Source organism: Nonomuraea fastidiosa, assembly GCF_042751225.1.
GTDB lineage: Bacteria > Actinomycetota > Actinomycetes > Streptosporangiales > Streptosporangiaceae > Nonomuraea > Nonomuraea fastidiosa.
In genome coordinates, this window is the sequence record NZ_CP170570.1 from 5608678 (window position 1) to 5632664 (window position 23987).

At 72.9% G+C, this 23987-nt stretch carries 20 protein-coding genes; 16 read left to right on the forward strand and 4 right to left on the reverse strand.

Annotated elements, in window-relative coordinates; translation table 11 throughout:
- Nucleotides 1-220 precede the first annotated feature (220 nt).
- Nucleotides 221-889, forward strand: a complete 669-nt coding sequence (locus ACFMQL_RS25910) for a hypothetical protein (RefSeq protein ID WP_378787433.1) — start codon at nt 221-223, stop codon at nt 887-889.
- Entirely contained in the window at nt 886-1677 is a 792-nt protein-coding gene (locus ACFMQL_RS25915; RefSeq protein WP_378787434.1) for a hypothetical protein, read from the forward strand. Before ACFMQL_RS25910 ends, ACFMQL_RS25915 begins: the two co-directional genes overlap by 4 nt.
- 28 nt (nt 1678-1705) lie before the next feature.
- On the opposite strand, the gene ACFMQL_RS25920 is transcribed toward ACFMQL_RS25915, so the two are convergent.
- On the reverse strand, nt 1706-3193 hold the full coding sequence (locus tag ACFMQL_RS25920; protein WP_378787436.1) for an IclR family transcriptional regulator C-terminal domain-containing protein: 1488 nt from the start codon (nt 3191-3193) through the stop codon (nt 1706-1708).
- 120 nt (nt 3194-3313) lie between these two features.
- Here ACFMQL_RS25920 and ACFMQL_RS25925 point away from each other — a divergent pair, with 120 nt between their 5' ends.
- The 7 genes from ACFMQL_RS25925 to pcaC all read left to right on the forward strand — a co-directional run bounded on the left by ACFMQL_RS25925 (nt 3314) and on the right by pcaC (nt 9602).
- Complete coding sequence (locus ACFMQL_RS25925; RefSeq protein ID WP_364055947.1) at nt 3314-4069, forward strand: CoA transferase subunit A; 756 nt, start codon at nt 3314-3316, stop codon at nt 4067-4069.
- A gap of 4 nt (nt 4070-4073) precedes the next feature.
- Nucleotides 4074-4703 carry a CoA transferase subunit B gene (locus ACFMQL_RS25930; RefSeq protein ID WP_364055944.1) on the forward strand — a complete coding sequence of 210 codons (630 nt, stop codon included), beginning with the start codon at nt 4074-4076 and terminating at the stop codon, nt 4701-4703.
- On the forward strand, nt 4700-5848 hold the full coding sequence (locus tag ACFMQL_RS25935) for a thiolase family protein (protein WP_364055941.1): 1149 nt from the start codon (nt 4700-4702) through the stop codon (nt 5846-5848). The genes ACFMQL_RS25930 and ACFMQL_RS25935 overlap by 4 nt, the downstream gene beginning before the upstream one ends.
- 16 nt (nt 5849-5864) lie before the next feature.
- Nucleotides 5865-6614, forward strand: coding sequence for a protocatechuate 3,4-dioxygenase subunit beta (gene pcaH, locus ACFMQL_RS25940; protein WP_364055938.1), 750 nt, complete (start codon nt 5865-5867; stop codon nt 6612-6614).
- A complete protein-coding gene (pcaG, locus tag ACFMQL_RS25945) occupies nt 6611-7135 on the forward strand; it encodes a protocatechuate 3,4-dioxygenase subunit alpha (protein WP_364055935.1) in 525 nt (174 codons plus the stop codon). Before pcaH ends, pcaG begins: the two co-directional genes overlap by 4 nt.
- On the forward strand, nt 7122-8369 hold the full coding sequence (gene pcaB / locus ACFMQL_RS25950) for a 3-carboxy-cis,cis-muconate cycloisomerase (RefSeq protein WP_364055933.1): 1248 nt from the start codon (nt 7122-7124) through the stop codon (nt 8367-8369). Before pcaG ends, pcaB begins: the two co-directional genes overlap by 14 nt.
- A gap of 144 nt (nt 8370-8513) precedes the next feature.
- Nucleotides 8514-9602, forward strand: a complete 1089-nt coding sequence (pcaC, locus tag ACFMQL_RS25955; RefSeq protein ID WP_378787439.1) for a 4-carboxymuconolactone decarboxylase — start codon at nt 8514-8516, stop codon at nt 9600-9602.
- Nucleotides 9603-9709: 107 nt separating this feature from the next.
- Here the strand turns inward: pcaC and ACFMQL_RS25960 are convergent, their stop codons facing one another.
- Nucleotides 9710-11068, reverse strand: coding sequence for an MFS transporter (locus tag ACFMQL_RS25960; RefSeq protein ID WP_364055927.1), 1359 nt, complete (start codon nt 11066-11068; stop codon nt 9710-9712).
- Between the two features lie 205 nt (nt 11069-11273).
- On the opposite strand from ACFMQL_RS25960, the gene ACFMQL_RS25965 reads away from it, so the two are divergent.
- From ACFMQL_RS25965 to ACFMQL_RS25975, 3 genes are all read left to right on the forward strand, one after another.
- The gene (locus ACFMQL_RS25965; protein ID WP_378787441.1) at nt 11274-12116 is read left to right on the forward strand and encodes a shikimate dehydrogenase; all 843 of its coding nucleotides are present in this window, start codon (nt 11274-11276) and stop codon (nt 12114-12116) included.
- Nucleotides 12117-12226: 110 nt separating this feature from the next.
- Entirely contained in the window at nt 12227-14056 is a 1830-nt protein-coding gene (locus ACFMQL_RS25970; protein WP_364055921.1) for a TIM barrel protein, read from the forward strand.
- 69 nt (nt 14057-14125) lie between these two features.
- Nucleotides 14126-14782: a TetR/AcrR family transcriptional regulator gene (locus ACFMQL_RS25975; protein ID WP_364055918.1), complete on the forward strand. Its 657-nt coding sequence runs from the start codon at nt 14126-14128 to the stop codon at nt 14780-14782.
- Between the two features lie 167 nt (nt 14783-14949).
- On the opposite strand, the gene ACFMQL_RS25980 is transcribed toward ACFMQL_RS25975, so the two are convergent.
- Nucleotides 14950-15996, reverse strand: coding sequence for a LacI family DNA-binding transcriptional regulator (locus ACFMQL_RS25980; protein ID WP_378787443.1), 1047 nt, complete (start codon nt 15994-15996; stop codon nt 14950-14952).
- Between the two features lie 314 nt (nt 15997-16310).
- Between ACFMQL_RS25980 and ACFMQL_RS25985 the strand changes: the two genes are divergently transcribed.
- Complete coding sequence (locus tag ACFMQL_RS25985; protein ID WP_378787445.1) at nt 16311-18959, forward strand: family 78 glycoside hydrolase catalytic domain; 2649 nt, start codon at nt 16311-16313, stop codon at nt 18957-18959.
- Between the two features lie 22 nt (nt 18960-18981).
- On the opposite strand, the gene ACFMQL_RS25990 is transcribed toward ACFMQL_RS25985, so the two are convergent.
- Nucleotides 18982-19986: an acyltransferase family protein gene (locus ACFMQL_RS25990; RefSeq protein ID WP_378787447.1), complete on the reverse strand. Its 1005-nt coding sequence runs from the start codon at nt 19984-19986 to the stop codon at nt 18982-18984.
- Between the two features lie 259 nt (nt 19987-20245).
- Here ACFMQL_RS25990 and ACFMQL_RS25995 point away from each other — a divergent pair, with 259 nt between their 5' ends.
- From ACFMQL_RS25995 to ACFMQL_RS26005, 3 genes are all read left to right on the forward strand, one after another.
- Entirely contained in the window at nt 20246-20794 is a 549-nt protein-coding gene (locus tag ACFMQL_RS25995) for a hypothetical protein (protein WP_364055906.1), read from the forward strand.
- A gap of 860 nt (nt 20795-21654) precedes the next feature.
- Nucleotides 21655-22896, forward strand: coding sequence for a serine hydrolase domain-containing protein (locus ACFMQL_RS26000; RefSeq protein ID WP_378787449.1), 1242 nt, complete (start codon nt 21655-21657; stop codon nt 22894-22896).
- Nucleotides 22897-23121: 225 nt separating this feature from the next.
- Nucleotides 23122-23958 (forward strand): hypothetical protein, encoded by an 837-nt coding sequence (locus ACFMQL_RS26005; protein ID WP_364055900.1) that lies wholly within the window; start codon nt 23122-23124, stop codon nt 23956-23958.
- Nucleotides 23959-23987: the final 29 nt, after the last annotated feature.

The window sequence follows — 23987 nt, forward strand, 5'->3', positions numbered from 1 at the left end:
CCGGCTCGCTTTGAACGCGGGCGGGCCGGCCTTGGGCACCGGCCGGTCCGCCCGCCGAACGCCGGTCGGCCTGTTTCGGGCGGCCGCGTCATCACGAGCCGGTCTGGGCCGTGGGTACGGGTGGCGGCGCGTTCGTCGCGTGGCCGGGCGTCACGGGGTGGTTTCGTTGGTTTTCTTGCTAGGAGTTCCCTTGAGGTCTGGCCTTCCGGCACGCCTATGCGTGCCCTTCATCGTCGCCGTCGTCGCGGTGCTCGTGCCCGCTCAGACGGCGGCCGCGCACCCCTTCGGGCCGCCGTCCACGGCCAGGATCGCCGTGGACGGTGACCGCGTGACGCTCGCCTGGCTGCCCGCCGAGGACGACTGGGTGGCGCTCGGCCAGTCGCTCGGCGCGTTCGAGGACCCGGCGACCGGCGCCGACACCACGCTGACCGGCGAGCAGAAGCTGGCCAGATCCGCCGCCGTACGCGACTACCTCCTCGCCCACGTCGGCGTCACCCAGGGCGGCCGGCCGTGCGCCGCCGAGCTGGAACCGCTGGAGCGGCTGCTCGCCGAGGGCGCGCGGTTCGGCTTCGAGTGCCCGGAGCCGGTGGTGACGGTGGACGTGCGCATCGCGGCGCTCACCGACCTGCACCAGGCGTACCGCACCGTGCTCACCTCCGACACCCCGGCCGAGCCCGCGAAGGTGCTGTTCACGAAGGCGGAGGACACCCGAAGCGTGCGGTTCGACGCGCCGGAGGGCGGTGGGGTGCCGCTCGCGGTGCCCGCCGTCGCGCTGGTGGCCGTCCTCGGCGTGCTGGTTCTTCTCCTGGTACGGCGCCGCGCCCCCGCCCCGCCCGCCGCCTCGGACAAGCCTGCTGAGCCGGCCGCGACACCGGGGACGGGCGAATGAACGATCTCACCGGGCCCGAGAACGTCCTCATCACCTTGTTCGACGGGGCGGGCGCGTTCTGGCCGGCGTTGATCGTGGCGCTGGGGGCCGGTGCGCTGCACGCCGTCGCGCCGGGGCACGGCAAGAGCGTGACGGCGGCGTACCTGATCGGAACGCACGGACGCTACCGCGACGCCCTGCGTCTCGGCGTGGTCGTGGCGTTGATGCACACGGTGTCGGTGCTCGCCCTGGCGCTGGCCTGGGTGGGGTTGAGCAGCGGCGCCGCCGCCGTGGGCACCGAGGCCGTCACCGCGTGGCTGCAGGTGGTCGCCGGTGTCGTCGTGATCGGCGTGGGGGCGCACCTCACGTACCGTCACCTGCGCGGACGTACGACGCATGCCCACGGCCACGGCCACGGGCATGGGCACGGGCATGGGCACGGGCATGGACACGGGCACGGGCATGCGGAGGTGCACGATCCGTGGTCGGCTCGCGGGCTCACCGCGCTGGCCCTGTCAGGGGGTCTGGTGCCGTCGCCGTCGGCGTTCATCGTGCTCGTCAGCGGTCTGCTCACCGGGCGGTCGTTCGGCGCGGTGGTGCTGGTGCTGGCGTTCGGTGCGGGGATGGCCGTCACGCTGACCGGCGTCGGCGTGGTGACCGTGCGCGGTGCGACGATGGTGCGCGGACGTACGCCACGGCTGCGGGCGTTGCGTACGGCGGCGGCGTGGGCGCCGGCGCTGGCGGGCGTGGCCGTGGCGATCGGCGGCTGCCTCTACCTGGCCACCGCCGTGACCGCCCTTTCCTCATGAGCCTTCGCGCGTTTCGCCGGGGATGCGGTCATTCGGCCGCGACCGCGCCCGCGTACGCGAGATCCGCCTCCATGCGCGCCGCCGCCTCCCGCAGCTCGGGGAGGACATCGCGGATCAGAGCGTCGTTCCCGAACCGTCCGGCGTGGGTGGCGACGTTCACGGCGGCCACGGTGCGCCCGGTGCGGTCCCTGATGGGCACGGCGATCGACCGTACGCCCTCCTCCAGCTCCTGGTCCACCAGCGCGTAACCGTCGGCCCCGGCCCGCCGGATGAGGGCGCGCAGCTCGTCCTTGGAGGTGACGGTCCGCGCGGCCAGGCGGCGCGGCTCGATGGCGGCCAGCCGCTCGTCCGGCTGCTCGGCCAGCAGCACCCGGCCCATGGAGGTCGCGTACGCGGGGAAGCGGGTCCCGACGGTGATGTTCACGCTCATCAGGCTCACGGTCTGGACCCTGGCCACGTACACGACGTCGTCGCCGTCCAGCACGGCGACGGAGGCCGACTCGTTGACGCGGGCGGCCAGGTCCGCCAGGTGCGGCTGGACGATCTCCCTGAACGTCAGCCCCGACAGGTGCGCATACCCCAGCTCCAGCACCCTGGGCAGCAGCGTGAAGCGGGACCCGCGGGCGGCGGCGTACCCGAGCCGCTCCAGCGCCTGCACCGCGCGCCGCACGGTCGCCCTGGGCAGGCCGGTCACCTTGGCGGCGTCGGCGAGCGTCAGCCCGCCGCGCGCCGACCCGAGCGCGACCATGACGGCGAGCCCGCGCGCGAGCGACTGCAGGAACCCCATGCCCAGCTCCCGCTTCGCCTCCTTCGCCGGATCCACCCCGGGACGGGGGACCGGCGGCGTGTGATCAGTACGGCCGGCGGCGAGCGCGGCCTCCATCTCGGCGACCGTTTCGCGCAGTGCGGGCAGGCAGTGTTCGCCTAGCTCGGCGACGGTGTGCCGGCTCGTGTGGCTGACCACGCTGACCGCGCACACCGCCTCCCCAGGACCATCGGGTCCGGGAGCAGTCCGTACGGGCACCGCGATCGCGATCAACCCGGGCTCGATGAGCTGGTCGTCCTCGGCCCACCCCTTGGAGGGGTCGAGCAGGGCGAGCCCGGCCGCGCATCGGGAGGCGGGCAGCACGTCACCCACCCGGAAGGTCACCGACATGCGCCGCCGCCGGGTGAACTGCGCGATGAACCGCACTCCGTCACCGTCGCGCACGGCCACCGACACCGACTCGTCCAGCTCGTCGGCGAGCCGCGCGGCCGGCCCCGCGACGGCGTCGCGCAGCCCCGAGCCGGACAGGTACGCCTCGCCCAGCTCCATCAGGCGCGGCGCGAGCACCACGTCCCGCCCTTCGGCGCGCAGGTAGCCGAGGTGCACGAGGGTGCCGAGCACCCGGTCGACGGTGGACCTGGCCAGCCCGGTCGCCCGGACGAGGTCCGTGGCGCGGGCGGGCCGCCGCGGGTCGGCGGCGATCGCGCGCAGCACGCTCAGCCCGCGTTCGAGGGTTCCGGCCGGTTCCATCGGCTCCTCCTGCGGCGCTCGTAGGGGACCTTTGACAGGCCAGCCACTCCACACACATACTGAAAACCCCATAATAGTGAACAAAAGTTCGCAGAGCGAACACGTCCTGATCGGAGCGTCGTGCCGAGAGACAAGGTGGTCGCCACGGCCGCGGAGGCGCTGGCAGGCGTGCGCGACGGCGCGTCGTTCGCCGTCGGCGGCTTCGGCCTCAGCGGCATCCCGAACGTCCTGATCAAAGCCCTCTTCGACACCGGTGTCACCCGCCTGTCGGTGGTCAGCAACAACTGCGGCGTGGACGGCGGCGGCCTCGGCCTGCTGCTGGCCGCCGGCCGCATCGCCCACGTGACCGCCTCCTACATCGGCGACAACAAGGAGTTCGCCCGGCAGTACCTGTCCGGCGAGCTGACGGTCGAGCTGACCCCGCAGGGCACGCTGGCCGAGCGGCTGCGCGCGGGCGGCAGCGGCATCCCCGCCTTCTACACCCCGGCCGGCGTGGGCACGCCGATCGCCGACGGCGGCCTGCCGCTGCGCCACAACCCGGACGGCTCGGTCGCGGTGTCCTCGCCGCCGAAGGAGGTGCGCGAGTTCGACGGCCGCGAGTACGTACTCGAACGCGGCATCCGCACCGACTTCGCCCTCGTCCGCGCCGCCAAGGGCGACCGCCACGGCAACCTCGTCTTCCGCAAGGCCGCCAGGAACTTCAACCCCCTCGCCGCCATGGCGGGCCGCGTCACCATCGCCGAGGTCGAGGAGCTGACCGAGCTGGACCCGGACGAGGTGCACCTGCCGGGCGTGTTCGTGCAGCGGGTGCTGGTGCTCACCCCCGAGCAGGCCGCTGACAAGGGCATCGAGAAGCGGACGACCAGGGGAGCGTGAGCGGATGAGCTGGACCAGGGACGAGATGGTCGCGCGGGCGGCCGCCGAGCTGCGCGACGGCGACTACGTCAATCTGGGCATCGGCCTGCCCACCCGCATCCCGTCGTTCCTGCCGCCCGGCGTGGACGTGGTGCTGCACTCGGAGAACGGCATACTCGGCGTCGGCCCGTACCCGGCCGAGGACGAGATCGACCCCGACCTGATCAACGCCGGCAAGGAGACCGTGACCGTGCGCGAGGGGGCCGCGTTCTTCGACTCTGCGCTGTCGTTCGGCATGATCCGCGGCGGGCACATCGACGTGGCGGTGCTGGGCGCGATGCAGGTCTCCGCCCGCGGCGACCTGGCCAACTGGATGGTGCCGGGCAAGCTCGTCAAGGGCATGGGCGGCGCCATGGACCTCGTGCACGGCGCGCGCAAGGTCATCGTGATCATGGAGCACACCGCCAAGGACGGCTCACCCAAGATCGTTGAAGAGTGCTCGCTTCCGCTCACGGGGAAGGAGTGCGTCCACCGGATCGTCACCGACCTCGGCGTCCTCGACGTCACCGAGCAGGGGCTCGCGCTGGTCGAACGCGCGCCGGGAGTGAGCGTGGAGGACGTGCGCGAGCGCACCGACGCGGAGGTACTGGCATGAAAGACGTCTACATCCTCGACGCCGTACGCACGCCGTTCGGCCGGTACGGCGGCGCCCTGTCCGGCGTGCGCCCCGACGACCTGGCCGCGCACGTCATCAAGGCCCTCGCCGAGCGCAACGACCTCGACGCGCCCGACGAGGTGATCCTGGGCAACGCCAACGGCGCCGGCGAGGAGAACCGCAACGTCGCCAGGATGGCCGCCATCCTGGCGGGCCTGCCGATCACCACGCCGGGCGCGACCGTGAACCGGCTGTGCGGGTCCGGCATGGAGGCCGTCATCCAGGCGTACCGGGCGATCGCGCTGGGCGACGCGAGCACCGTGATCGCGGGCGGCGTCGAGTCGATGACCCGCGCGCCCTGGGTGCTGCCCAAGCCGGACAAGGCGTTCCCCGCGGGCGGGCAGGAGCTGGTCTCCACCACGCTCGGCTGGCGGCTGGTCAACCCGGCCATGCCCGCCGAGCACACGATCCCGCTCGGTGAGGGCGCCGAGCTGATCGCCGACAAGCACCGCATCAGCCGGGCGGAGCAGGACGCGTTCGCGCTGGCCAGCCACCAGAAGGCGGCCAAGGCGTCGTTCGAACGGGAGATCGTGCCCATCGCCGGCCTGACCCGCGACGAGGGCATCCGCCACGACACCTCCATGGAGAAGCTGGCCAAGCTCAAGCCCGTCTTCCGCCGGGACGGCGGCACCGTCACCGCCGGCAACTCCTCCCCGCTCAACGACGGCGCCGCCGCGCTGCTGCTGACCGACGAGGCCGGGCTGCGCGGCCGCGAGCCCCTCGCCAGGATCGCCGCCACCGGCGTCAGCGCGCTGGAGCCGCGCTACTACGGGCTCGGCCCCGTCGAGGCGTCCACCAAGGCGCTCGCCAAGGCGGGCAAGAGCTTCGGCGACCTCGCCACCGCCGAGCTGAACGAGGCGTTCGCCGCGCAGGTGCTCGGCTGCCTGGCCGAGCTGCCCGACCTCGACCCCGCCATCGTCAACCCCGACGGCGGCGCCATCGCGATCGGCCACCCGCTCGGCGCCTCGGGCGCCCGCGTGACCGGCGCGGTGGCGCACCGGCTGGCCGCCGCGGGCTCCGGCACCGGGCTGGCCACCCTCTGCATCGGCGTCGGCCAGGGCCTGGCCGTCGTCCTCGACAGATAGCGCGAAAGGCAGCTGTATGTCCGAACCCCTCCAGCAAGCCGACATCGACCGCGAGATCGCCGAGTACGCCGGTCGTCCCCCCACGCCGTCCGGCCATCCCGCGCGCGACTACGCCCCCTACCGCAGCACCCTGCTGCGCCACCCCAAGCAGCCGCTCATCCCCGTCAAGGACCCGGAGGCGGCCGAGCTGACCGGGCCGGTGTTCGGGGCGACCGACGTGACGCCGCTCGACAACGACCTCACCAAGCAGCACCTCGGCGAGCCGATCGGCGAGCGCATCACCGTGCGGGGCCGGGTGCTCGACCGGTCGGGACGTCCCGTACGCGGCCAGCTCGTCGAGATCTGGCAGGCCAACGCGGCAGGACGCTACCTGCACCAGCGCGACGACCACCCGGCGCCGCTCGACCCCAACTTCACCGGCGTGGGCCGCTGCCTGACCGACGACGAGGGCCGCTACATGTTCACCACGATCAAGCCTGGCCCCTATCCGTGGCGCAACCACCGCAACGCCTGGCGGCCGGCGCACATCCACTTCTCGCTGTTCGGCACCGCGTTCACGCAGCGGCTGGTCACCCAGATGTACTTCCCGGGCGACCCGCTCTTCCCGTACGACCCGATCCTGCAGTCCGTCACCGACGAGCGGGCGCGGCAGCGGCTGGTCGCCGAGTACGTGCACGACCTGTCCGAGCCGGAGGTCTCGCTCGGCTACCAGTGGGACATCGTGCTCGACGGCCCCGCCGCGACCTGGATGGAGGAAGGCCGGTGAACCCCACCCCCTCGCAGACCGTCGGCCCGTTCTACGGGTACGCGCTGCCCTTCCCCGGCGGCGGCGACATCGCGCTCGGCGGCATCGCCGTCCACGGCTACGTCTACGACGGCGCGGGCGACCCGGTGCCGGACGCGCTGCTGGAGTTCTGGCAGGCCGACGAGAACGGCGAGCTGCGCGGCGCGCCTGGCTCGCTGCGCCGCGACCCCACCAACGGGGCCGTGCTCGGCAGGAACGGCGTCGTCTTCACCGGCTTCGGCCGTGTCGGCACCGACCAGGACGGGCACTGGGCGCTGCGCACGGTACGGCCGGGAAACGGGTACATCAGCGTGTGCGTGTTCGCCCGAGGTCTGCTGCACCACCTCTACACCCGCATCTACTTCGGGCAGGACCCCTTCCTCGACTCCGTGCCCGCGGAGCGGCGGCACACGCTGCTGGCCGAGCAGGAGCGCGACGGGGTCTACCGCTTCGACATCCACCTGCAGGGCGAGAAGGAGACGGTCTTCCTTGACTTCGGCTGATCCCGCGGACCTCGGCCTGCTGTCCCCGATGCGGGGCGCGGCCGGGGCCACCGGGGACGCCGCCGTGCTCCAGGCCATGCTGGACGCCGAGGCCGCGCTGACCCGCGCCCAGGCGGCGCTCGGCCTGGCGCCCGCCGAGGCCGCGCCGGCGGTCACCGCCGCCGCCCGCGCCGAGGCGTTCGACCTGCCGGGGCTCGTCGTGCGGGCTCGCTCGGGCGGCAACCCGGTGATCCCGCTCGTGGCCGACCTGCGCCGGGCGGCCGGCCCCTACGGCGCGTACGTGCATCGGGGCGCCACCAGCCAGGACATCCTCGACACCGCCCTGATGCTGGTCGCCCACCGGGCGCTCGGGCCCGTGCTCGCCGAGCTGGACGGGGTGATCGAGCGGCTGGCCGCGCTGGCCGCCGAGCACCGCGACACGCCGATGGCCGCCCGTACGCTCACCCAGCAGGCGGTGCCCACGACGTTCGGGCTCAAGGCGGCGGGCTGGCTGACGCTCTGCGCCGACGCCGCGGAACGCCTCGAAGCCGCCCGCCGCGCGCTCCCCGCCCAGCTGGGCGGCGCCGCCGGCACCCTCGCCGCCTTCGAGTCCGACGCGCGGGCGCGCCTGTCCGGCTCGCGGGAGCCGGACAGGCGGCAAGCGCCGAACGGGCACTCCGAGCCGGACGGGCGGCAAGGGCCGGACGGGCGGGTGCTCGCGCTGGAGCTGCCCGCGCGGTTCGCCGCCGAGCTGGGGCTGGCCGCGCCGGCGCTGCCGTGGCACGTGCTGCGCACACCGGTGGCCGACCTGGCGCACGCGCTGGCGTTCGCGGCCGGGGCGCTGGGCAAGCTGGCGGCCGACGTCCTGGTGCTGTCCCGCACCGAGATCGGCGAAGTGATCGAGGGCGTGGGCGGCGGGTCGTCGTCCATGCCGCACAAGCACAACCCGGTGCGGGCCACGATGATCGCCGCCGCCGCCCGCCAGGTGCCGCCGCTCACCGCCACCCTGTACGCCTCGCTCGCCGCCGAGGACGAACGCCCCTCCGGCGCCTGGCACGCCGAGTGGCAGCCGCTGCGCGAGGCCCTGCGCCTGGTCGCGGGCGCCACGAGGGACGCCGTGGAACTGGTCGCCGACCTGCGCGTGCACCCGGACCGCATGGCGGGGAACCTGGCCGTCGAAGGCGACCCGGGCCCGGCCTCGGCCCTGGTGGACCGAGCGCTGGCCCGCCACCACGAGAACCGGCGAGAAACCTGAGGAGGCCGGCAGAGCCGTCACCCAGCCCGTGAAAGCGGCCTGAGCCCATCCACGGAGCCGCCGCGCCGATCACCCAAGGCGCGAACAGGCGCGGTCTCCGTACGTCACCACGGAAGCGAAACACCGAGACAAGGCACGCCATTGATGTTGCACTACCGTCTGGACGGCCCCGAGCGGGGAGAGCCGCTCGTTCTCGCCCCCTCGCTCGGCACCACCACCCGCCTGTGGGAGCCGCAGGTGCGGACGCTGGCCCGCAGATACCGGGTGCTCAGGTTCGACCTGCCGGGCCACGGCGGCTCCAAGCCGATCCCCGCGAGCACCATCGAGGACCTCGCCGGGCTGGTGCTGCGGGTGGCCGAAGCGGCAGGGATGGAGAGCTTCCACTACGCGGGCGTCTCGATCGGCGGCGCGATCGGCGCCACGCTGGCCGTCCGCCACCCCGCCAGGCTCAAGTCGCTGGCGCTGGTGTGCTCCAGCGCGCATTTCGGCGACCCGGCGGGCTGGCACGAGCGTGCCGCGCTGGTGCGGGCCGAGGGCACCGCGCCGCTGGTGGAGGGCGCGGTGGGCCGCTGGTTCGCGGGCCCGCCGGAACAGGCGCTGCTGGACGACCTCGCCGCCGCCGACCCCGCCGCGTATGCCGCCTGCTGCGACGCCCTGGCCGCCTACGACCTGCGCGCCGAGCTGGCCGCGATCAGCGTCCCGACCCTGGTGGTGGCCGGACGCGAGGACCCGGCGACGCCGTCCGCGCACGCCAGGGAGCTGGCCGACGGCATCCCCGGCGCCACGCTCGTCGAGCTGCCGGGCGCCGCCCACCTGGCCACGATCGACCAGCCGGACCGCGTCACCCGGGCCCTGCTCGGCCACCTTCCCGCGGCCCCCGGCATGCAGGTGCGCCGCGAGGTGCTGGGCGACGCCCACGTGGACCGCGCGATCGCCCGTACCACGGACTTCACCAGGGACTTCCAGGACTTCATCACCCGCTACGCGTGGGGCGAGATCTGGACCCGCCCCGGCCTCGACCGGCGGACGCGCAGCTGCATCACGCTCACCGCGCTCGTCGCGCGCGGCCACCTGAACGAGCTGGCCATGCACGTACGCGCCGCGCTGCGCAACGGCCTCACCCCCGACGAGATCGGCGAGGTGCTGCTGCAGAGCGCCGTCTACTGCGGCGTCCCGGCCGCCAACGCCGCCTTCGCGGTGGCCCAGCGCGTCCTGAACGAGGAGACGGCCTGACCCGCCGGTCCGGGCCGCGGCGGGTCGAGCCACGGGGCGCTGAGACCGCCGCAGGCTGAGCCGCGGGGCTCCGAACCGGGGCGGCCCGGAGCCGATGGCAGGCCGGGTCAGCGGGCCGAAGCCGGCGCGGGGGAGGTGCCGAGCTCTTTCGTCGGCACCCGGTACGTCTCCCGCGCCGTGGCCACCGCGATGGCGCTGATCGCGCACAGGATCGCGGTGAACACCCCGACGCCGGTCCACCCCTGCAGCCCGAGCCAGCCGTCGGGGGAGACGATCCCGGCCGCGGACGCCACGGCGAACCCGGCGATGGCGAACCCGATCTGCGTGCCGATCGCCATGCCGGACAGCCGTACGCGGGTGCTGAACATCTCCCCGTACAGGGCGGGCCAGATGCCGTTGGACGCGCTGTAGACCACGCCGAGCGTGAGGATGCCGACGGCGAACACCAGCGGATAGCTGCCCGCGTTGATGGCCGCCAGGTACGCGAAGATCATGATCGGGCTGCCGATCGCGCCGATGAGGAACACCGGCTTGCGCCCGATCCGGTCCGACAGCCGCGCCCACAGCGGGATCGCGACGAGCGCGACGGCGTTGGCGGCCACGCCGACCCAGAGCATGGTCGCGTTGTCGAGGCCGATCTCGTCGCTGGTGGCGTAGTTGAGCGCCCAGACCGTGAAGATCGTGCTGACGGTGGCGATGAGCGCCGCGCACACCACGCGCAGCACGCTCGCCCAGTGCTCGCGGAAGAGCTCGGCGAGCGGCAGGCGCGGCACGGTGCCGGCGGCGACCTCCTCTTCGAAGGCCGGGGTCTCCTCAAGCCGCCGCCTGATCATGTAACCGGCCACCGCCACGGCCACGCTCAGCCAGAACGGCACCCGCCAGCCCCAGCTCAGCAGCTGCTCATCGGGCAGTGCGGCCACCGGGATGAAGACGAACGTGGCCAGGATCTGCCCGAACTGGGTGCCGTTCAGGGTGAAGCTGGTGAAGTAGCCGCGCCGGTCGGTGGGGGAGTGCTCGAGCGTCATGGAGTTGGCGCTGGCCTGCTCGCCCGCCGCCGACAGCCCCTGCATGATGCGCAGCAGCACCAGCAGCACGGGCGCGGCCCCGCCGATCTGCTCGCGCGTGGGCAGGCAGCCGATGAGGAACGTCGACAGCCCCATCAGGACGAGCGTGAACACCATGATCTTCTTGCGGCCGAACCTGTCGCCGATGTGGCCGAGGAAGAACGCGCCCACCGGCCGGGCCGCGTAGGCGACGCCGAAGCTGGCCAGCGACTGGAGCGTGGCGGTCGCCGGGTCGGAGTCGTCGAAGAACACCTTGCCGAAGATCAGCGCGGCGGCGCTGCCGTAGATGAAGAAGTCGTAGTACTCCAGCGCGCTGCCGATCCAGGCGGCGAAGGCGGCCTTGCGCGGCGTTCCCCTGCTCAGGGGGCTGCCTGGGGAGTTGCCTGGCGAGTTGTCGGTCACGTGGGCTCCTCGGGCTTCTGGTGAGCGTGGTGGCGGCGGCCCCCGGCGCCGGTTACCCGTGTTTTACGAACTAGATAGTTAATTAACGTGGGAGCAATGCTGACGTGGCGCGGGTCACATGTCAAGGACGTCTTCCCGGGGAGCGGCTCGTGCGTTATAACGAACTCACTAGTCCGTACGTTATTGGCCGGCCGAGGAGAACCGCATGACCTCGTACCTGATCGGGCTGATCGGCTCGGGCATCGGTCCCTCGCTGAGCCCTCCGCTGCACGAGCGCGAAGCCGCACACCACGGCCTGCGCTACGTCTACCGGCTGCTCGACACCGACCGGCTCGGCGACGACGCCGGTGAGCTGCTGCGCACGGCCCGCCGCTTCGGCTACGACGGGCTCAACATCACCCACCCCTGCAAGCAGGCCGTCATCCCGCACCTGGACGAGCTGTCGCCCGACGCCGCCATGCTGGGCGCGGTCAACACGGTCGTCTTCGACGGCGAACGCGCCGTCGGCCACAACACCGACTGGACGGGCTTCGCCGAGTCGTTCACCCGCGGCCTGCCCGGCGCGCCCACCCGCCACGTCGTCCAGCTCGGGGCGGGCGGCGCGGGCGCCGCCGTCGGGCACGCGCTGCTCACGCTCGGCGCGGACGTGCTGACCGTGGTGGACGCCGACCCCGGCAGGGCGGCGGCGCTCGCCGACCGGCTCGCCGAGCGGCACGGCGCGGGCCGCGTGCGGCAGGGCCGTACCGCAGACCTGCCCGCGCTGCTGGAGGGCGCCGACGGCCTGCTCCACGCCACGCCCACCGGCATGGCGCACCACCCCGGGATGCCGCTGCCCGCCGGGCTGCTGCGCCCCGAGCTGTGGGTGGCCGACATCGTCTACCGGCCGCTCGAGACCGAGCTGCTCAAGCAGGCGAGGGCGCTCGGCTGCCGGACACTCGACGGCGGCGGCATGGTCGTCTTCCAGGCCGCGCACGCGTTCCGCCTGTTCACCGGCCGTACGCCCGACGCCGAGCGGATGCTCGCCCACCTGACCGACCTGACTGACTGAGCCGACCCTGACCGAGCCGACCCTGACCGGGCTGATTCTGACTGGGCCGACCTTACTGGGCCGACCTTGTTGGACCGACCCGATCGGCCGGTCGCGGCCGAGGAGGAGCCATGCGCAAGTCGATCGCCACCGTGTCGGTGAGCGGCACGCTGACGGAGAAGCTGGCGGCCGTGGCCGCCGCGGGCTTCGACGGTGTGGAGATCTTCGAAAACGACCTGCTCGCCTGCCCGCTCCCGCCCGAGGAGATCCGGGCCAGGGCCGCCGACCTCGGGCTCACCATCGACCTCTACCAGCCGTTCCGCGACTTCGAGTGCGTGCCGAGAGCCCGGCTGCGCGCCAACCTGGAGCGGGCCGAGCACAAGTTCCGCCTGATGGAGCGGCTCGGCGCGGATCTGCTGCTGGTCTGCTCGAACGTCTCGCCGGAGACCATCGCCGACGACGGGCTGGCCGCCGAGCACCTGCGGCTGCTCGCCGAGCGGGCCGCCGAGCACGGCATCCGCATCGCGTACGAGGCGCTGGCCTGGGGCAGGCACGTCAACGAGTACCTGCACGCCTGGCACATCGTGCGCCAGGCCGACCACCCCAACCTCGGCACCTGCCTGGACAGCTTCCACATCCTCTCGCGCGGCTCCGACCCGCTCGGCATCGAGGCCATCCCCGGCGAGAAGATCTTCTTCCTCCAGCTCGCCGACGCGCCGCTGCTCGCCATGGACGTGCTCCAGTGGAGCCGCCACCACCGCTGCTTCCCCGGCCAGGGCGGCTTCGACGTGGCCCGGGTGGTCAGGCACGCGCTCAACGCCGGGTACGCGGGCCCGCTGTCCCTTGAGGTGTTCAACGACCACTTCCGCCAGGCCGGCACCGCGCGGACCGCCCGCGACGGCATGCGCTCGCTCATCGCGCTCGAAAGGCAGCTCCAAGGGGCGGTGCACCCGTCGGTGCCGGCGGGGTTCGCCTTCGCCGAGCTGTCCGGCACCGGCTCGCTGGGCGGGGTGCTGCCCGCGCTCGGCTTCACCCGTACGGGGCGGCACCGCGGCAAGCCGGTCGAGCTGTGGTCGCAGGGCGCGGCCCGCCTCCTGGTCAACGAGGCCGGTGCGGGTCAGGGGCCGGGGCTGCTCGCGATCGGCCTGGACAGCCCGGACCCCGGCCGTGCCGTCGAGCACGCAGAGTCGCTGCTGTCGCCCGTCCTGCCGCGCGAACGTGCGCCGCAGGACGCGATGCTGCACGCGGTCGCCGCGCCCGACGGCACGGAGATCTTCTTCTGCGACGACGGCTGGCTCGCCGACTTCCCGCCGGAGGACGGCTCCTCCTCGGACGACGGCTCGCCCCGAGGCGGCGGTTCCCCCTCGGCAGGCGGCTCCCCGGGGCACGGAGGCGGCGGGATCACCCACATCGACCACGTGGCGCTCGCCCAGCCGCCGCACTACTTCGACGAGGCCATGCTGTTCTACCGGGGCGTGCTCGGCCTGCAGCCGCAGGAGAGCCTGGAGGTGCCCGACCCGTACGGGCTGGTGCGCAGCCGGGCGATGTCCACCCCGTCCACCCCGTCCACCCCGCAGGGCACGGGGGAGGGGCCTGGCGTGCGCATGGTGCTCAACCTGGCCCAGGTCGGCGCCGGCCAGCCGCCGCCCCAGCACGTGGCGCTCGCCTGTACGGATGTGCTCGCCGTCGCCCGCAGGCTGCGCGCCGAGCATCCGGAGCTGCTGCTGCCGATCCCCGCCAACTACTACGACGACCTGGAGGCCCGCCACGACGTGCCGCCCGAGCTGCGGGAGCTGGGCGTGTTGTACGACCGCGACGAGCGCGGCGGCGCGTTCCTGCACCTCTACACGGTCACCGTGGGCCGGGTGTTCTTCGAGCTCGTTCAGCGGGTGGACGGATACGACGGCTACGGCGCGGTCAACGCCCCCATCCGCCTCGCCGCCCAGCACGCGGCCCCATGACGGCCCCCATGACGGTATGGCCGGCGGCCGGTACGCGAGCAGCCCCGCGGGGCCGCCTATGATGAGCGAATGACCTCGTCTCCCGCCACCGCCGAGCGCCGGCGGGACGCCGACCGCACGCGGGCGGAGATCCTCGACGTCGCTCAGCGCGAGTTCGCCCGTTACGGCTACGCCGGGGCCAGGGTCGATGAGATCGCGGCCCGCATGCGCACCACCAAGCGCATGATCTACTACTACTTCGGCAGCAAGGAGCGGCTGTACATCGCCGTCCTGGAGAAGGCGTACTCCGAGGTGCGTGCGGTCGAGCGCACGGTCGACGTCGAGCACCTGGAGCCGGTCGAGGCCATCCGCACGCTCGCCGAGCTGACGTTCGACCACCACGACGCCCACCGCGACTTCATCAAGCTGGTCGCGATCGAGAACATCCACCAGGCCGAGCACATCCGCAAGTCGGAGGTGCTGGCCAACCTGGGCGCGCCGGTGCTCGACCTCATCACCCGCATCCTGGAGGCCGGGCGGGCCAGCGGCGACTTCGTCACCGAGGCCGACGCCATCGACGTCCACATGATGATCAGCGCGTTCTGCTTCTTCCGCGTGGCCAACCAGCACACCTTCGGCGCGCTGTTCGGACGCGACATGACCGCGCCCGAACACCGCGACCGGCTGCGCCGCATGGTCGGCGAGATGGTGGTCGGCTACCTCTGCGGCGCCGGCGAACGCGGCTGACGGCCCGGCCGCGCCCCGGCTCACCGGCCCGGCCGCGCCCCGGCTCACCGGCCCGGCCGCGCCCCGGCTCACCGGCCTGGCCCGCCGCGGTCTCGCCCTGGCCCGCCCGGCTCGCCGACCCGGTCCGGCCCCCGACCCTCCTAGGCGGCGGCCTGTCCCGCTCGGCCCTACCCCTGGTCGGCGGGGGCAGGGCCGGTGGAGCGGCGTGGCACCAGGGTCGGGGTGACGGAGAAGCGCATGGCGGCCGCACGCCCTTCGACGCGTTCGAGCAGCAGCCGTGCCGCCGTCCTGCCCATGAGCACGCCGTCCTGATCGACGCTGGTGAGCGAGATGTTGGCCATCGCCGCCAGCTTGGTGTTGTCGTCGCCGGCCACCGACATGTCGCCGGGCACCGACAGCCCCGCCTCGTGCAGGGCCGCGAGCGCGCCGAACGCCGCCTGGTCGTCGCCCGCGAAGATGGCGGTCGGCCGGGGCGAACGGGCCAGCAGCTCGCGCGTGCCGTCGTAGCCGCCCTCCTCGGTCCAGCTCGTGACGGCGATCGCGATCTCGGCGGCCAGGCCGTGCTCGTCCATCACCCTGCGGTAGGTCTCCGCCCTGGTCAGGTGGGGCAGTGCGAGCGGCCGGCCGCGTCCGGGGCAGCGCTGCGAGATGTGGCCGATGCGGCGGTGGCCCAGCTCGATGAGGTGGCGCACGACCAGCTCGGTGCCGGCGTCATCGTCGTCGAAGACCGCGTCGTACGCCGATGAGCGCTCGTGGCGGCCGAGCACGATGAGCGGCATCTCGGCGGCCACCTCCTCCAGCCGGGACTTCGCGGTGAGGGGCGCGATCATCAGGATGCCGTCCACCTGCCGGTCGATCAGCGCCTCGATCGCCCGGCTCTCGGCGGCCAGGTCCGTGCCGCCGCCCTGGACGAGGATGGCCTGGTAGCTGGTGCCCGCGAGCTGCTCGTTCACGCCGTCCAGCACGTCGGCGAAGAACGGGTTGCGGATGTGGGGGAGCAGCACCCCGATGGTGAACGTGCGCCCGCGCATGGCCCTGGCCGCCGCGTGGGGACGGTAGCCCAGCTCCTCGATGGCCGCCTTGACCCGGTCGCGCATGGCGGGGCTGGCGCCGTAGGCGTTGCGCAGCACCTTGGAGACGGCGGTGGTGGACACCTGGGCGTGGCGGGCCACGTCCGCGATCGTCACCCGCCGCCTGGGCCCGCGCTCCGCCATGAGTCCCGCCTTCCGTTCGTCGGTGACGAGTGTAGGAGCCCGCGCTGCCACCCGGCAGCCTGGTGAGCAACGATGCCCTGAAAGCGACGTCCAAAGTCGCCATCCGGCGCAGGAGCTGGGGTGAGGAGTGGACATCGTTTTCCACAACAGCGTCTTGACGCACCCTCAAGCGGCGTTTTACGTTAGCTCGCGGCGACGCTGTTAAAACGTTTCAAGCATTCCCGCTGATCTCCGTACTCCTCATCCGCCTCGTCCGCACGACCGTGGCCGGCATCGACCGCCGGGGCCATCAAGGGCCGACCTGAAGGAGCGCCTTGCTACACGTCACACCACCCACCTTCGAGCACCACCGCGACCCCCTCGGCATCGGCGAGAGCCGCCCCCGCCTGTCCTGGACCGTCGCCACCGACCTGCCCGGCTGGACGCAGGCGGCGTACGAGATCGAAACCCGCACCGCGAGCGACGCGAGCGAGACATGGCGCGTCGAGTCGGCGGAGTCGGTGCTCGTGCCCTGGCCCGCCGAGCCGCTGCGGTCGCGCGAGCGGCGCGAGGTCCGCGTCCGCGTCCACGGCGGCGACGGCTCCGCGAGCGACTGGAGCCCCTGGGCGGCGGTCGAGACCGGCCTGCTGGAGCCCGCCGACTGGCGTGCGGGGGCCGCCGCGCCGCCCCGTGACCTGCTCGGCCCGCCCGACGGCCCCGCCCTGCTGCTGCGCCGCGACTTCACCCTGCGCGGCCCCGTCGCGAGCGCCCGCCTGTACGTCACCGCACACGGCCTGTACGAGGCCGAGCTGAACGGCCGGGTCGTCGGCGACGACGTGCTCGCCCCCGGCTGGAGCAGCTACGACCGGCGGCTGCGCTACCGCACCCACGACGTCACCGGACTGCTGCGCGAGGGCCCCAACACGATCGGCGCGACCCTGGCCGACGGCTGGTACCGCGGCAGGATCGGCTTCGGCGGCGGCAAGACCGAGGTCTGGGGCGACCGTACGGCGCTCATCGCCCAGCTGGAGATCACCTACGCCGACGGCGGCACCGACCTGGTCGTCACCGACGAGCACTGGCGCTGCGCCACCGGCCCGATCACCGCCACCGGCCTGTACGACGGCGAGCGCTACGACGCCCGCCTGCTGCCCCAGGGCTGGTCGGAGCCCGGCTTCGACGCCTCCGCATGGACGCCCGCCGAGGTGCTCGACCACGACCCCGCCAGGCTCGTCGCACCCACCGGCCCGCCGGTGCGCAGGGTCGAGACGCTGCGCCCGCGGCAGGTGCTCACCGGGCCGTCGGGGGAGACCATACTCGACTTCGGGCAGAACATCTCCGGGCGGTTGCGCATCCGCGTCCAGGGCCCGGCCGGGCACACGATCACCCTGCGCCACGCCGAGGTCCTGGAGAACGGCGCGCTCAGCCTGCGCCCGCTGCGGCACGCCGCCGCCACCGACACCTACACGCTGCGCGGCGACGACGCCCCGGAGCAGTGGGAGCCCCGCTTCACCGTGCACGGCTTCCGCTACGCCCAGATCGACGGCTGGCCGGGCCCGCTACCCGACGGCCTCGAGGCGGCGGCCGCAGGCGGCGATGCGCAGGTGGCCGAAGACGGGTTCGGTGACGGGGACGGCGCGAAGACGGGGATCGAAGCGGTCGTGTGCCACACCGACCTGCGCCCCACCGGCTCGTTCCGCTGCTCCGACCCCGACCTCAACCGCTTCCACGACAACGCCGTCTGGAGCCTGCGCGGCAACTTCGTGGACGTGCCCACCGACTGCCCCCAGCGCGACGAACGCCTCGGCTGGACGGGCGACCTCCAGGTCTTCGCGCCCACCGCGTCCTTCCTCTACGACTGCGCGGGCCTGCTGTCCTCCTGGCTCGCCGACCTCGCCGCCGAGCAGGCCAAGCTCGGCACCGTGCCGCACTACGTGCCGTGGGTGCCGCTGATGCCCGCCGAGCCCGCCGCCGCGTGGGGCGACGCGGCCGTCATCGTGCCCTGGGTGCTGTACCAGCGCTACGGCGACGTCGGGCTGCTGCGCACCCAGTACGCCGGCATGAAGGCGTGGGTGGACCACATCGCAGAACGGGCGGGCGAGAGCCACCTGTGGGACACCGGCTTCCAGTGGGGCGACTGGCTCGACCCGGCCGCGCCGCCCGACAAGCCGGGCAAGGCACGTACGGACCCCGCCCTGGTCGCCACCGCCTACCACGCCAGAACGGCGCGGATCGTCGCCGAGACCGCCGCGCTGCTCGGCCACGACGATGACGCGGCGCGCTACGCGGCGCTGGCCGGCGAGGTGCGGGCGGCGTTCGCGCGCGAATTCGTCACCCCGTCGGGGCGGCTGGCCTGCGACACGCAGACCGCGTACGCGCTGGCGATCTGCTTCGACCTGCTGGAGACGCCGCGGCAGCGGAAGCGGGCGGGACGGCGGCTGGCCGAGCTGGTCGCGGCCGACGGTCACCGCATCGGCACGGGGTTCGTGGGCACGCCGCTGATCTGCGACGCGCTGGCGGCGGTCGGCGAGTACGGCACCGCCTACGAGCTGCTGACCCAGCGCGAGTGCCCGTCGTGGCTGTACCCCGTCACGATGGGCGCCACCACGATCTGGGAGCGCTGGGACAGCATGCTGCCCGACGGCAGCGTCAACCCGGGCGAGATGACCTCGTTCAACCACTACGCGCTGGGCGCGGTCGCCGACTTCCTGCACCGTACGGTCGCCGGGCTCGCCCCCGCCGCCCCCGGCTACCGGCGGCTGCGGGTCGCGCCGCGTCCCGGAGGCGGGCTGACCGAGGCGGAGGCGGCGCTCGACACCCCGTACGGGCCTGCCCGCGTCGCCTGGACCAGGGCGGGCGGCGAGCTGACCGTCACCGTCACCGTGCCGCCCGGCGTGACCGCCGAGCTGGACCTGCCGTTCAAGGGCGCGCCCGCCGAGGTGGGCGCGGGCACCCACACCTTCACCGGCGAGCCGCAGGAGTGAGCCGGGCGCGGGCCCGGCGCGCTCAGCCGGGCCCGCGCGCCGCCAGGCGCTTGCCGAGTCGCTGGGCCGGCGCCTCGACGACGTGGTACGTGAGGATGCTGAGCGGAATCAGGACCAGGAGGTAGAGCGGCAGGTTCGGCAGCACGTGCAGCAGGATCGGGTGCAGCAGGTAGACGGAGAAGCTGATCACGCCGAGCCGCGGCAGCCAGGCGGGGAAGGTGCGCTCGCGCAGCCGGTACGCCAGCCAGAACGCGCAGAACGCCAGCACGATCGCCGGCGCCCAGGCCGGGTCGTCCTTGGCCGGCAGGCCGCAGCCCAGCACCACCAGCACCGCCGCGATCGCGGCCCGCCAGGAGATCGTGCCCTGCTCGGCCCGGTACATCGCCGTGCCGGCGAACATCGTGGCCAGGATGATCACGCCTTGCCAGGTGCCGCCCCTGCTGCCCAGCACCACCAGCGCGAGGCCCAGCAGCCCGCCCGCGACCGCGCCCGCCGTCCTGAGCGCGCCCCTGCCCAGCACGGTCACCGCGACGGCCGCGACCACCGCGAGGCCGAGCGACGCGGCGAGCAGGTCCGCCCGCCCGCCGATGACCGCCTTGGGCAGCAGCAGCCCGAGCGGCACGGCGGGCACCGCCAGCGCCACCGCGATCCCCGCCGACCGGTGCGACTGGCCGGCCGCGAACAGCGCCGCGCACATCAGGTAGAAGGCCATCTCGTACGACAGCGTCCAGGTGACGTTGATGACGGCGGGCAGGTTCAGCAGCTCCTGGAGCATGGTCACGTTGCCGAGCACGACCAGCGCCGCCGGCCGGTCGCCCAGCCCGTCCGGCACCGGCAGCGCCCCGGCCAGCGCTAACCCGAGCAGCAGCGCGCAGGCGACCAGCAGCAGCGGCAGCAGCCGGAACGCCCGGCCGGTCCAGAACGCGCGCAGATCGCCCTTACGCTCCAGCGAGGCTGGGATGATATAGCCGCTGACCAGGAAGAAGACGAACACGCCCCAGGTGCCCACGTCGACGCGCCGGTCCACCTCCGCCCAGATGCGGGGGATGAACGTCCACCGGCGTGATGCAGGGTGACGGCCAGCGCTGCCGGCCCTCGCAGGGCATCCAGCCAGGCCAACCGGGCGGGGGCCAGGAACATCTGCCGCAGTCTAGGCCATGTGCCGCGCCGGGCCGTTTCCCAGGGCGGGCGAATCCGGAATGAAGCCCTGTCGGATACCAGGTACCGGTATGGCGTGCGATCTTCTATCTTTACCGTGACATTGCGTCACGAAGGAGATGTCGATCGTGAAAAGCCTATCTGGCCGAGCCGTTCTCCGTACCAGCGCCGTCGCCGCCGTCGCCCTGGCCGGTGGCCTGCTCGTCGCTCCTCCCGCGAACGCCGCCGCGCCCGTCACGAGCGCACCCGCCGTCACGACGGTGACGCTGACCGCCCAGCAGGCCGCCGCCGCGCGCCCGCGCAACGGCCGCATCCTCTACGACCGCATCAGCGGCGGGCTGGGCCAGCTCAAGATCAAGAACGGCACGTCGCGTGACGGCGTCGTCGCTCTGGTCAAGGGCAGGAAGAAGGCGATCAGCATCTACGTGCGCGCGAAGTCCAGCGCGACGATCCGGGACGTCAGGGACGGCACGTACACCATCTACTTCACCACCGGCACCCGCTACAGCGTCTCCAAGGGCCGCTTCACCCGCGGGGCCAGCTACCAGCGCTTCAACAACCGCCTGCGCTTCACCACGACCTCCCGGACGCGGACCATCTGGACGATCACCCTCAACCCGGTCAAGGGCGGCACCGCGCGGACGAGCCACGTCAACCCGAAGGACTTCCCGGCCTAGCCGGGTCGCTTGCGTGGAACGGCCGTGATCGAGGCGCCGGCCGAGCCGTCCGATCGCTGACCGCGACCCGTCCCGGCTCGGCTGACCAGCAGCCGTGCAAGCCCGGACACCGGCCCGCCACACGGGGGTCATGGGGCCCGCTGGTCACGGGTTTCCGTGTCGGGTCGGGCCGCCCCCGGGGGTCATAGGCCCGCTGGTCGCGGGTTTCCTTGCCGGGTCGGGTTGCCGTCGGGGGTAGTAGGCCCGCTGATCACCGGTTTCTGTGCCGGGTCGTGCCCCGCTCGGGTGTTACAGGCCCGCTGGTCAGGGGATTCCCCGCCAAGCCGTCCCGCGCTCGGGCCGGCGGCTGCGCGCCCCTTTCCGCAGCCGCCACCCCGCATCGGCCCGCTTGTGACCTGCCGCCGCTCCGCCGTGAGGCGCATCTGGCCTGCCGGCGCTCTCCCGCCGGGGCGCCTCAGGTCCGCTACCGCCTTGCGGCCGCCTCGTTTTGGCTCGCCCGCCGCTCCGCTGTCGGCACGTCACCGCCCCACCTCCGGCGCACGGCCGTCCCGCCTCCAGCCCGCTTGCGCCCGCAGGCACCTCGCGTCCGTCCCGTCGTCGTGCGTCCGGCTTGCTGACAGCCTGCCGCGCTCGGTCGTCGCCCCGCCACTGGCCCGCGGCCCGTCCGTCGCGTCCGGGCGCCGTCGCGTCCGGTCGCCGTTGCGTGCGGCGCCGTCGTGCGGCCGTCCCGCCCAAGCTGCGTTGCTACCCCGCCGTTGGCCGGTCGTCGGTGCGGGGGTGGTTTCTTCGCTCTGGGCGATCAGGACCCCGGGCGGAGATCATTGTGGTAGGAAAGATCCCCTTGTTGCCTCAATATCGTTATGCTCACTAGACGCCGACTGCTCCAGGTCGGTGCCGGAATGGTGCCCGCCGTCGTGCTCGGCTCCGAGGCCGCCCACGCCAGTGCGATCCCGACGACGGGGGTCGTCCCCAGCGCGCTCGCGGGCTTCGACAACGCCATGAAGACGTACATCGCCGAGCGGAACATCTCCTGCGCCCAGCTCGCGGTGGCGAAGAACGGCAAGATCCTGCTGGCCCGCGGCTACGGCTCGTACGTCGCGAACGGCAAGACCGTGGCGGTGCAGCCGACCTCGCTCTTCCGCATCGCCAGCCTGAGCAAGAGCCTGACCGGGGCCGCGCTGGCCCGCCTGGCCCAGGACGGCAAGGTCGCGCTCGGCGCGAAGGTGGCGGACCTGCTCGGGCTGTCCACCTCGGCGGATCCGCGGCTGAAGGACGTCACGCTGTGGCGGCTGCTGCAGCACACCGGCGGCTGGGACCGCAGCGTGTCCCCGGACCCGCTCTGGTACGACCAGGGCATCGCCTCCGCGCTGGGCGTGTCGCTGCCGATCGACCACGACGACATCATCAAGTACGTCACGGCGAGGAAGCTCGACTTCACCCCGGGCAGCAAGTACGCCTACAGCAACTACGGCTACATGCTGGCCGGCCGGGTGATCGAGAAGCTGTCGGGCATGAGCTACGAGACGTACGTCCGCAACACGCTGCTCACCCCGGTCGGGATCACCCGGATGCGGCTGGGCAGGAGCCTGCGCTCGCAGGCGTTCCCCACCGAGGTGACGTACGAGTCGCAGTACACCAGGAAGAGCGTCGTGGACGACTCGGGCGAGGTGGTGCCCTACCCGTACGGCGGCTTCAGCATGCCGAACCAGGACGCCAACGGCGGCTGGCTCGCCTCGGCGGTCGACATGGTCAAGTGGGGCTTCGTCTTCGACGCCTCCGGCCCGGTGCTCAACAAGACGTCGATCGGCCGCGTGTTCGCCAAGCCGGAGACGGGCGTCAACTCGAACGGCTCCTGGTACGGCCTCGGCTGGCACGTCCGTACGAACAATCTCGGCACGCTGAACACCTGGCACACCGGGTCCATGCCGGGCACGTACAGCTTCCTGGCCAGGATCCAGCACGGCGTCAGCTACTGCGCGATCTTCAACCGGCGCGAGGAAGAGGGCACGCCCGACTTCGACTCCATCGACCCGATCCTCGGCAAGGCGACCGGGGCCGTGAAGACGTGGCCCACGACGGACCTCACCTCGCGCTACTTCTGAGCGCTCCGCCGCTTCGAGTGCCGAGCCTCTTCCGAGCGCACGCGCCTCTTCTGAGCGGCGCGTCACTCCCGTGACCGCCACGCAGCGGAGCCCGGCGATCCCCGGCCGTGACGACGGCGGGGGATCGCCGGGCAAAGGATGCCTCATCTGCGGATTCGGCTTGACGAGCGATCTTAGATGCACCAGATTGTTCGCGTCTTTCAGCACCCTCAACAAGGAAAGCGAATGAAGCGAACCCTTATCGGTGCGGTCGCCGTCGCGGGCCTGGCGCAGTTCTTCGCCGCTCCCGCGCACGCCGCCCCCACCACGGATCCGGTCAAGGCGCTGCAGTCCCAGTTAGGGCAGGGCAAGGCGGTCAACCTGCAGGCCACCGCCAAGGTGACCTACAAGGCCGGACAGGTGGCCACCTCCGCCCTCGACGGCACCATCGGCTTCGGCCCGCGCGGGCCCGTCGCCTCCGACGTGGCCCACACCCTGCAGTACAGCCCGGCCCTGCTGCGCACCATGAAGAAGACCAGCCCGGCCGAGACCGAGGCCCTTCAGGCGGGGCCGATCCGCATGCTCTCCTCCGGTGGCGTGAGCTACGTCTCCGGCCCCGTGGTCGAGCAGGCGCTGCCGCCGGGCACGAGCTGGGTGCGCTACCGCAAGGTCGTCCAGCCGCCGAGCAACCTCGTCGTCGAGCCGCTCGACCCGGCCACGCTCAAGACCCTGGTCGCAGGCCGCACCTCGTGGAAGAACGGCATCCTCAAGGGCAGCGTGAAGGCCAGCAAGCTCGTCAAGTCCTCGAAGCCGTTCGCCGCCTTCTACGGCACGGGCTTCACCGCCAAGCGCGACGGGAAGATCGCCTACACGATCTACTTCGGTGACAAGGGCCTGGTGCGGCGGGTCGTCGCCAAGGCGACGCTGCCGATCGGCAAGAGCACCGTCCAGGTCGAGTCCGACACCCGTTACCGTGACTGGGGCCGCGAGGCGACCGTGCTGCTCCCGCTCGAGGGCGACGTGATCGACCGCAGCGAGGTCAAGGACGACACGCCCGACCAGGTGCCGGGCATCTGGAACTGACCCGCAGGAAAATCCGTGGCGGGCCCGCG

Bases quoted from the DNA above. Each gene is read 5' to 3' on its own strand.
- pcaH (WP_364055938.1), top strand. From the start codon at position 5,865: ATGTCCGAACCCCTCCAGCAAGCCGACATCGACCGCGAGATCGCCGAG.
- ACFMQL_RS25920 (WP_378787436.1), bottom strand. From the start codon at position 3,193: ATGGAACCGGCCGGAACCCTCGAACGCGGGCTGAGCGTGCTGCGCGCG.
- ACFMQL_RS25930 (WP_364055944.1), top strand. From the start codon at position 4,074: ATGAGCTGGACCAGGGACGAGATGGTCGCGCGGGCGGCCGCCGAGCTG.
- ACFMQL_RS26005 (WP_364055900.1), top strand. From the start codon at position 23,122: ATGAAGCGAACCCTTATCGGTGCGGTCGCCGTCGCGGGCCTGGCGCAG.
- ACFMQL_RS25935 (WP_364055941.1), top strand. From the start codon at position 4,700: ATGAAAGACGTCTACATCCTCGACGCCGTACGCACGCCGTTCGGCCGG.
- ACFMQL_RS26000 (WP_378787449.1), top strand. From the start codon at position 21,655: ATGCTCACTAGACGCCGACTGCTCCAGGTCGGTGCCGGAATGGTGCCC.
- ACFMQL_RS25980 (WP_378787443.1), bottom strand. From the start codon at position 15,996: ATGGCGGAGCGCGGGCCCAGGCGGCGGGTGACGATCGCGGACGTGGCC.
- ACFMQL_RS25915 (WP_378787434.1), top strand. From the start codon at position 886: ATGAACGATCTCACCGGGCCCGAGAACGTCCTCATCACCTTGTTCGAC.
- ACFMQL_RS25965 (WP_378787441.1), top strand. From the start codon at position 11,274: ATGACCTCGTACCTGATCGGGCTGATCGGCTCGGGCATCGGTCCCTCG.
- pcaC (WP_378787439.1), top strand. From the start codon at position 8,514: ATGTTGCACTACCGTCTGGACGGCCCCGAGCGGGGAGAGCCGCTCGTT.
- ACFMQL_RS25970 (WP_364055921.1), top strand. From the start codon at position 12,227: ATGCGCAAGTCGATCGCCACCGTGTCGGTGAGCGGCACGCTGACGGAG.
- ACFMQL_RS25975 (WP_364055918.1), top strand. From the start codon at position 14,126: ATGACCTCGTCTCCCGCCACCGCCGAGCGCCGGCGGGACGCCGACCGC.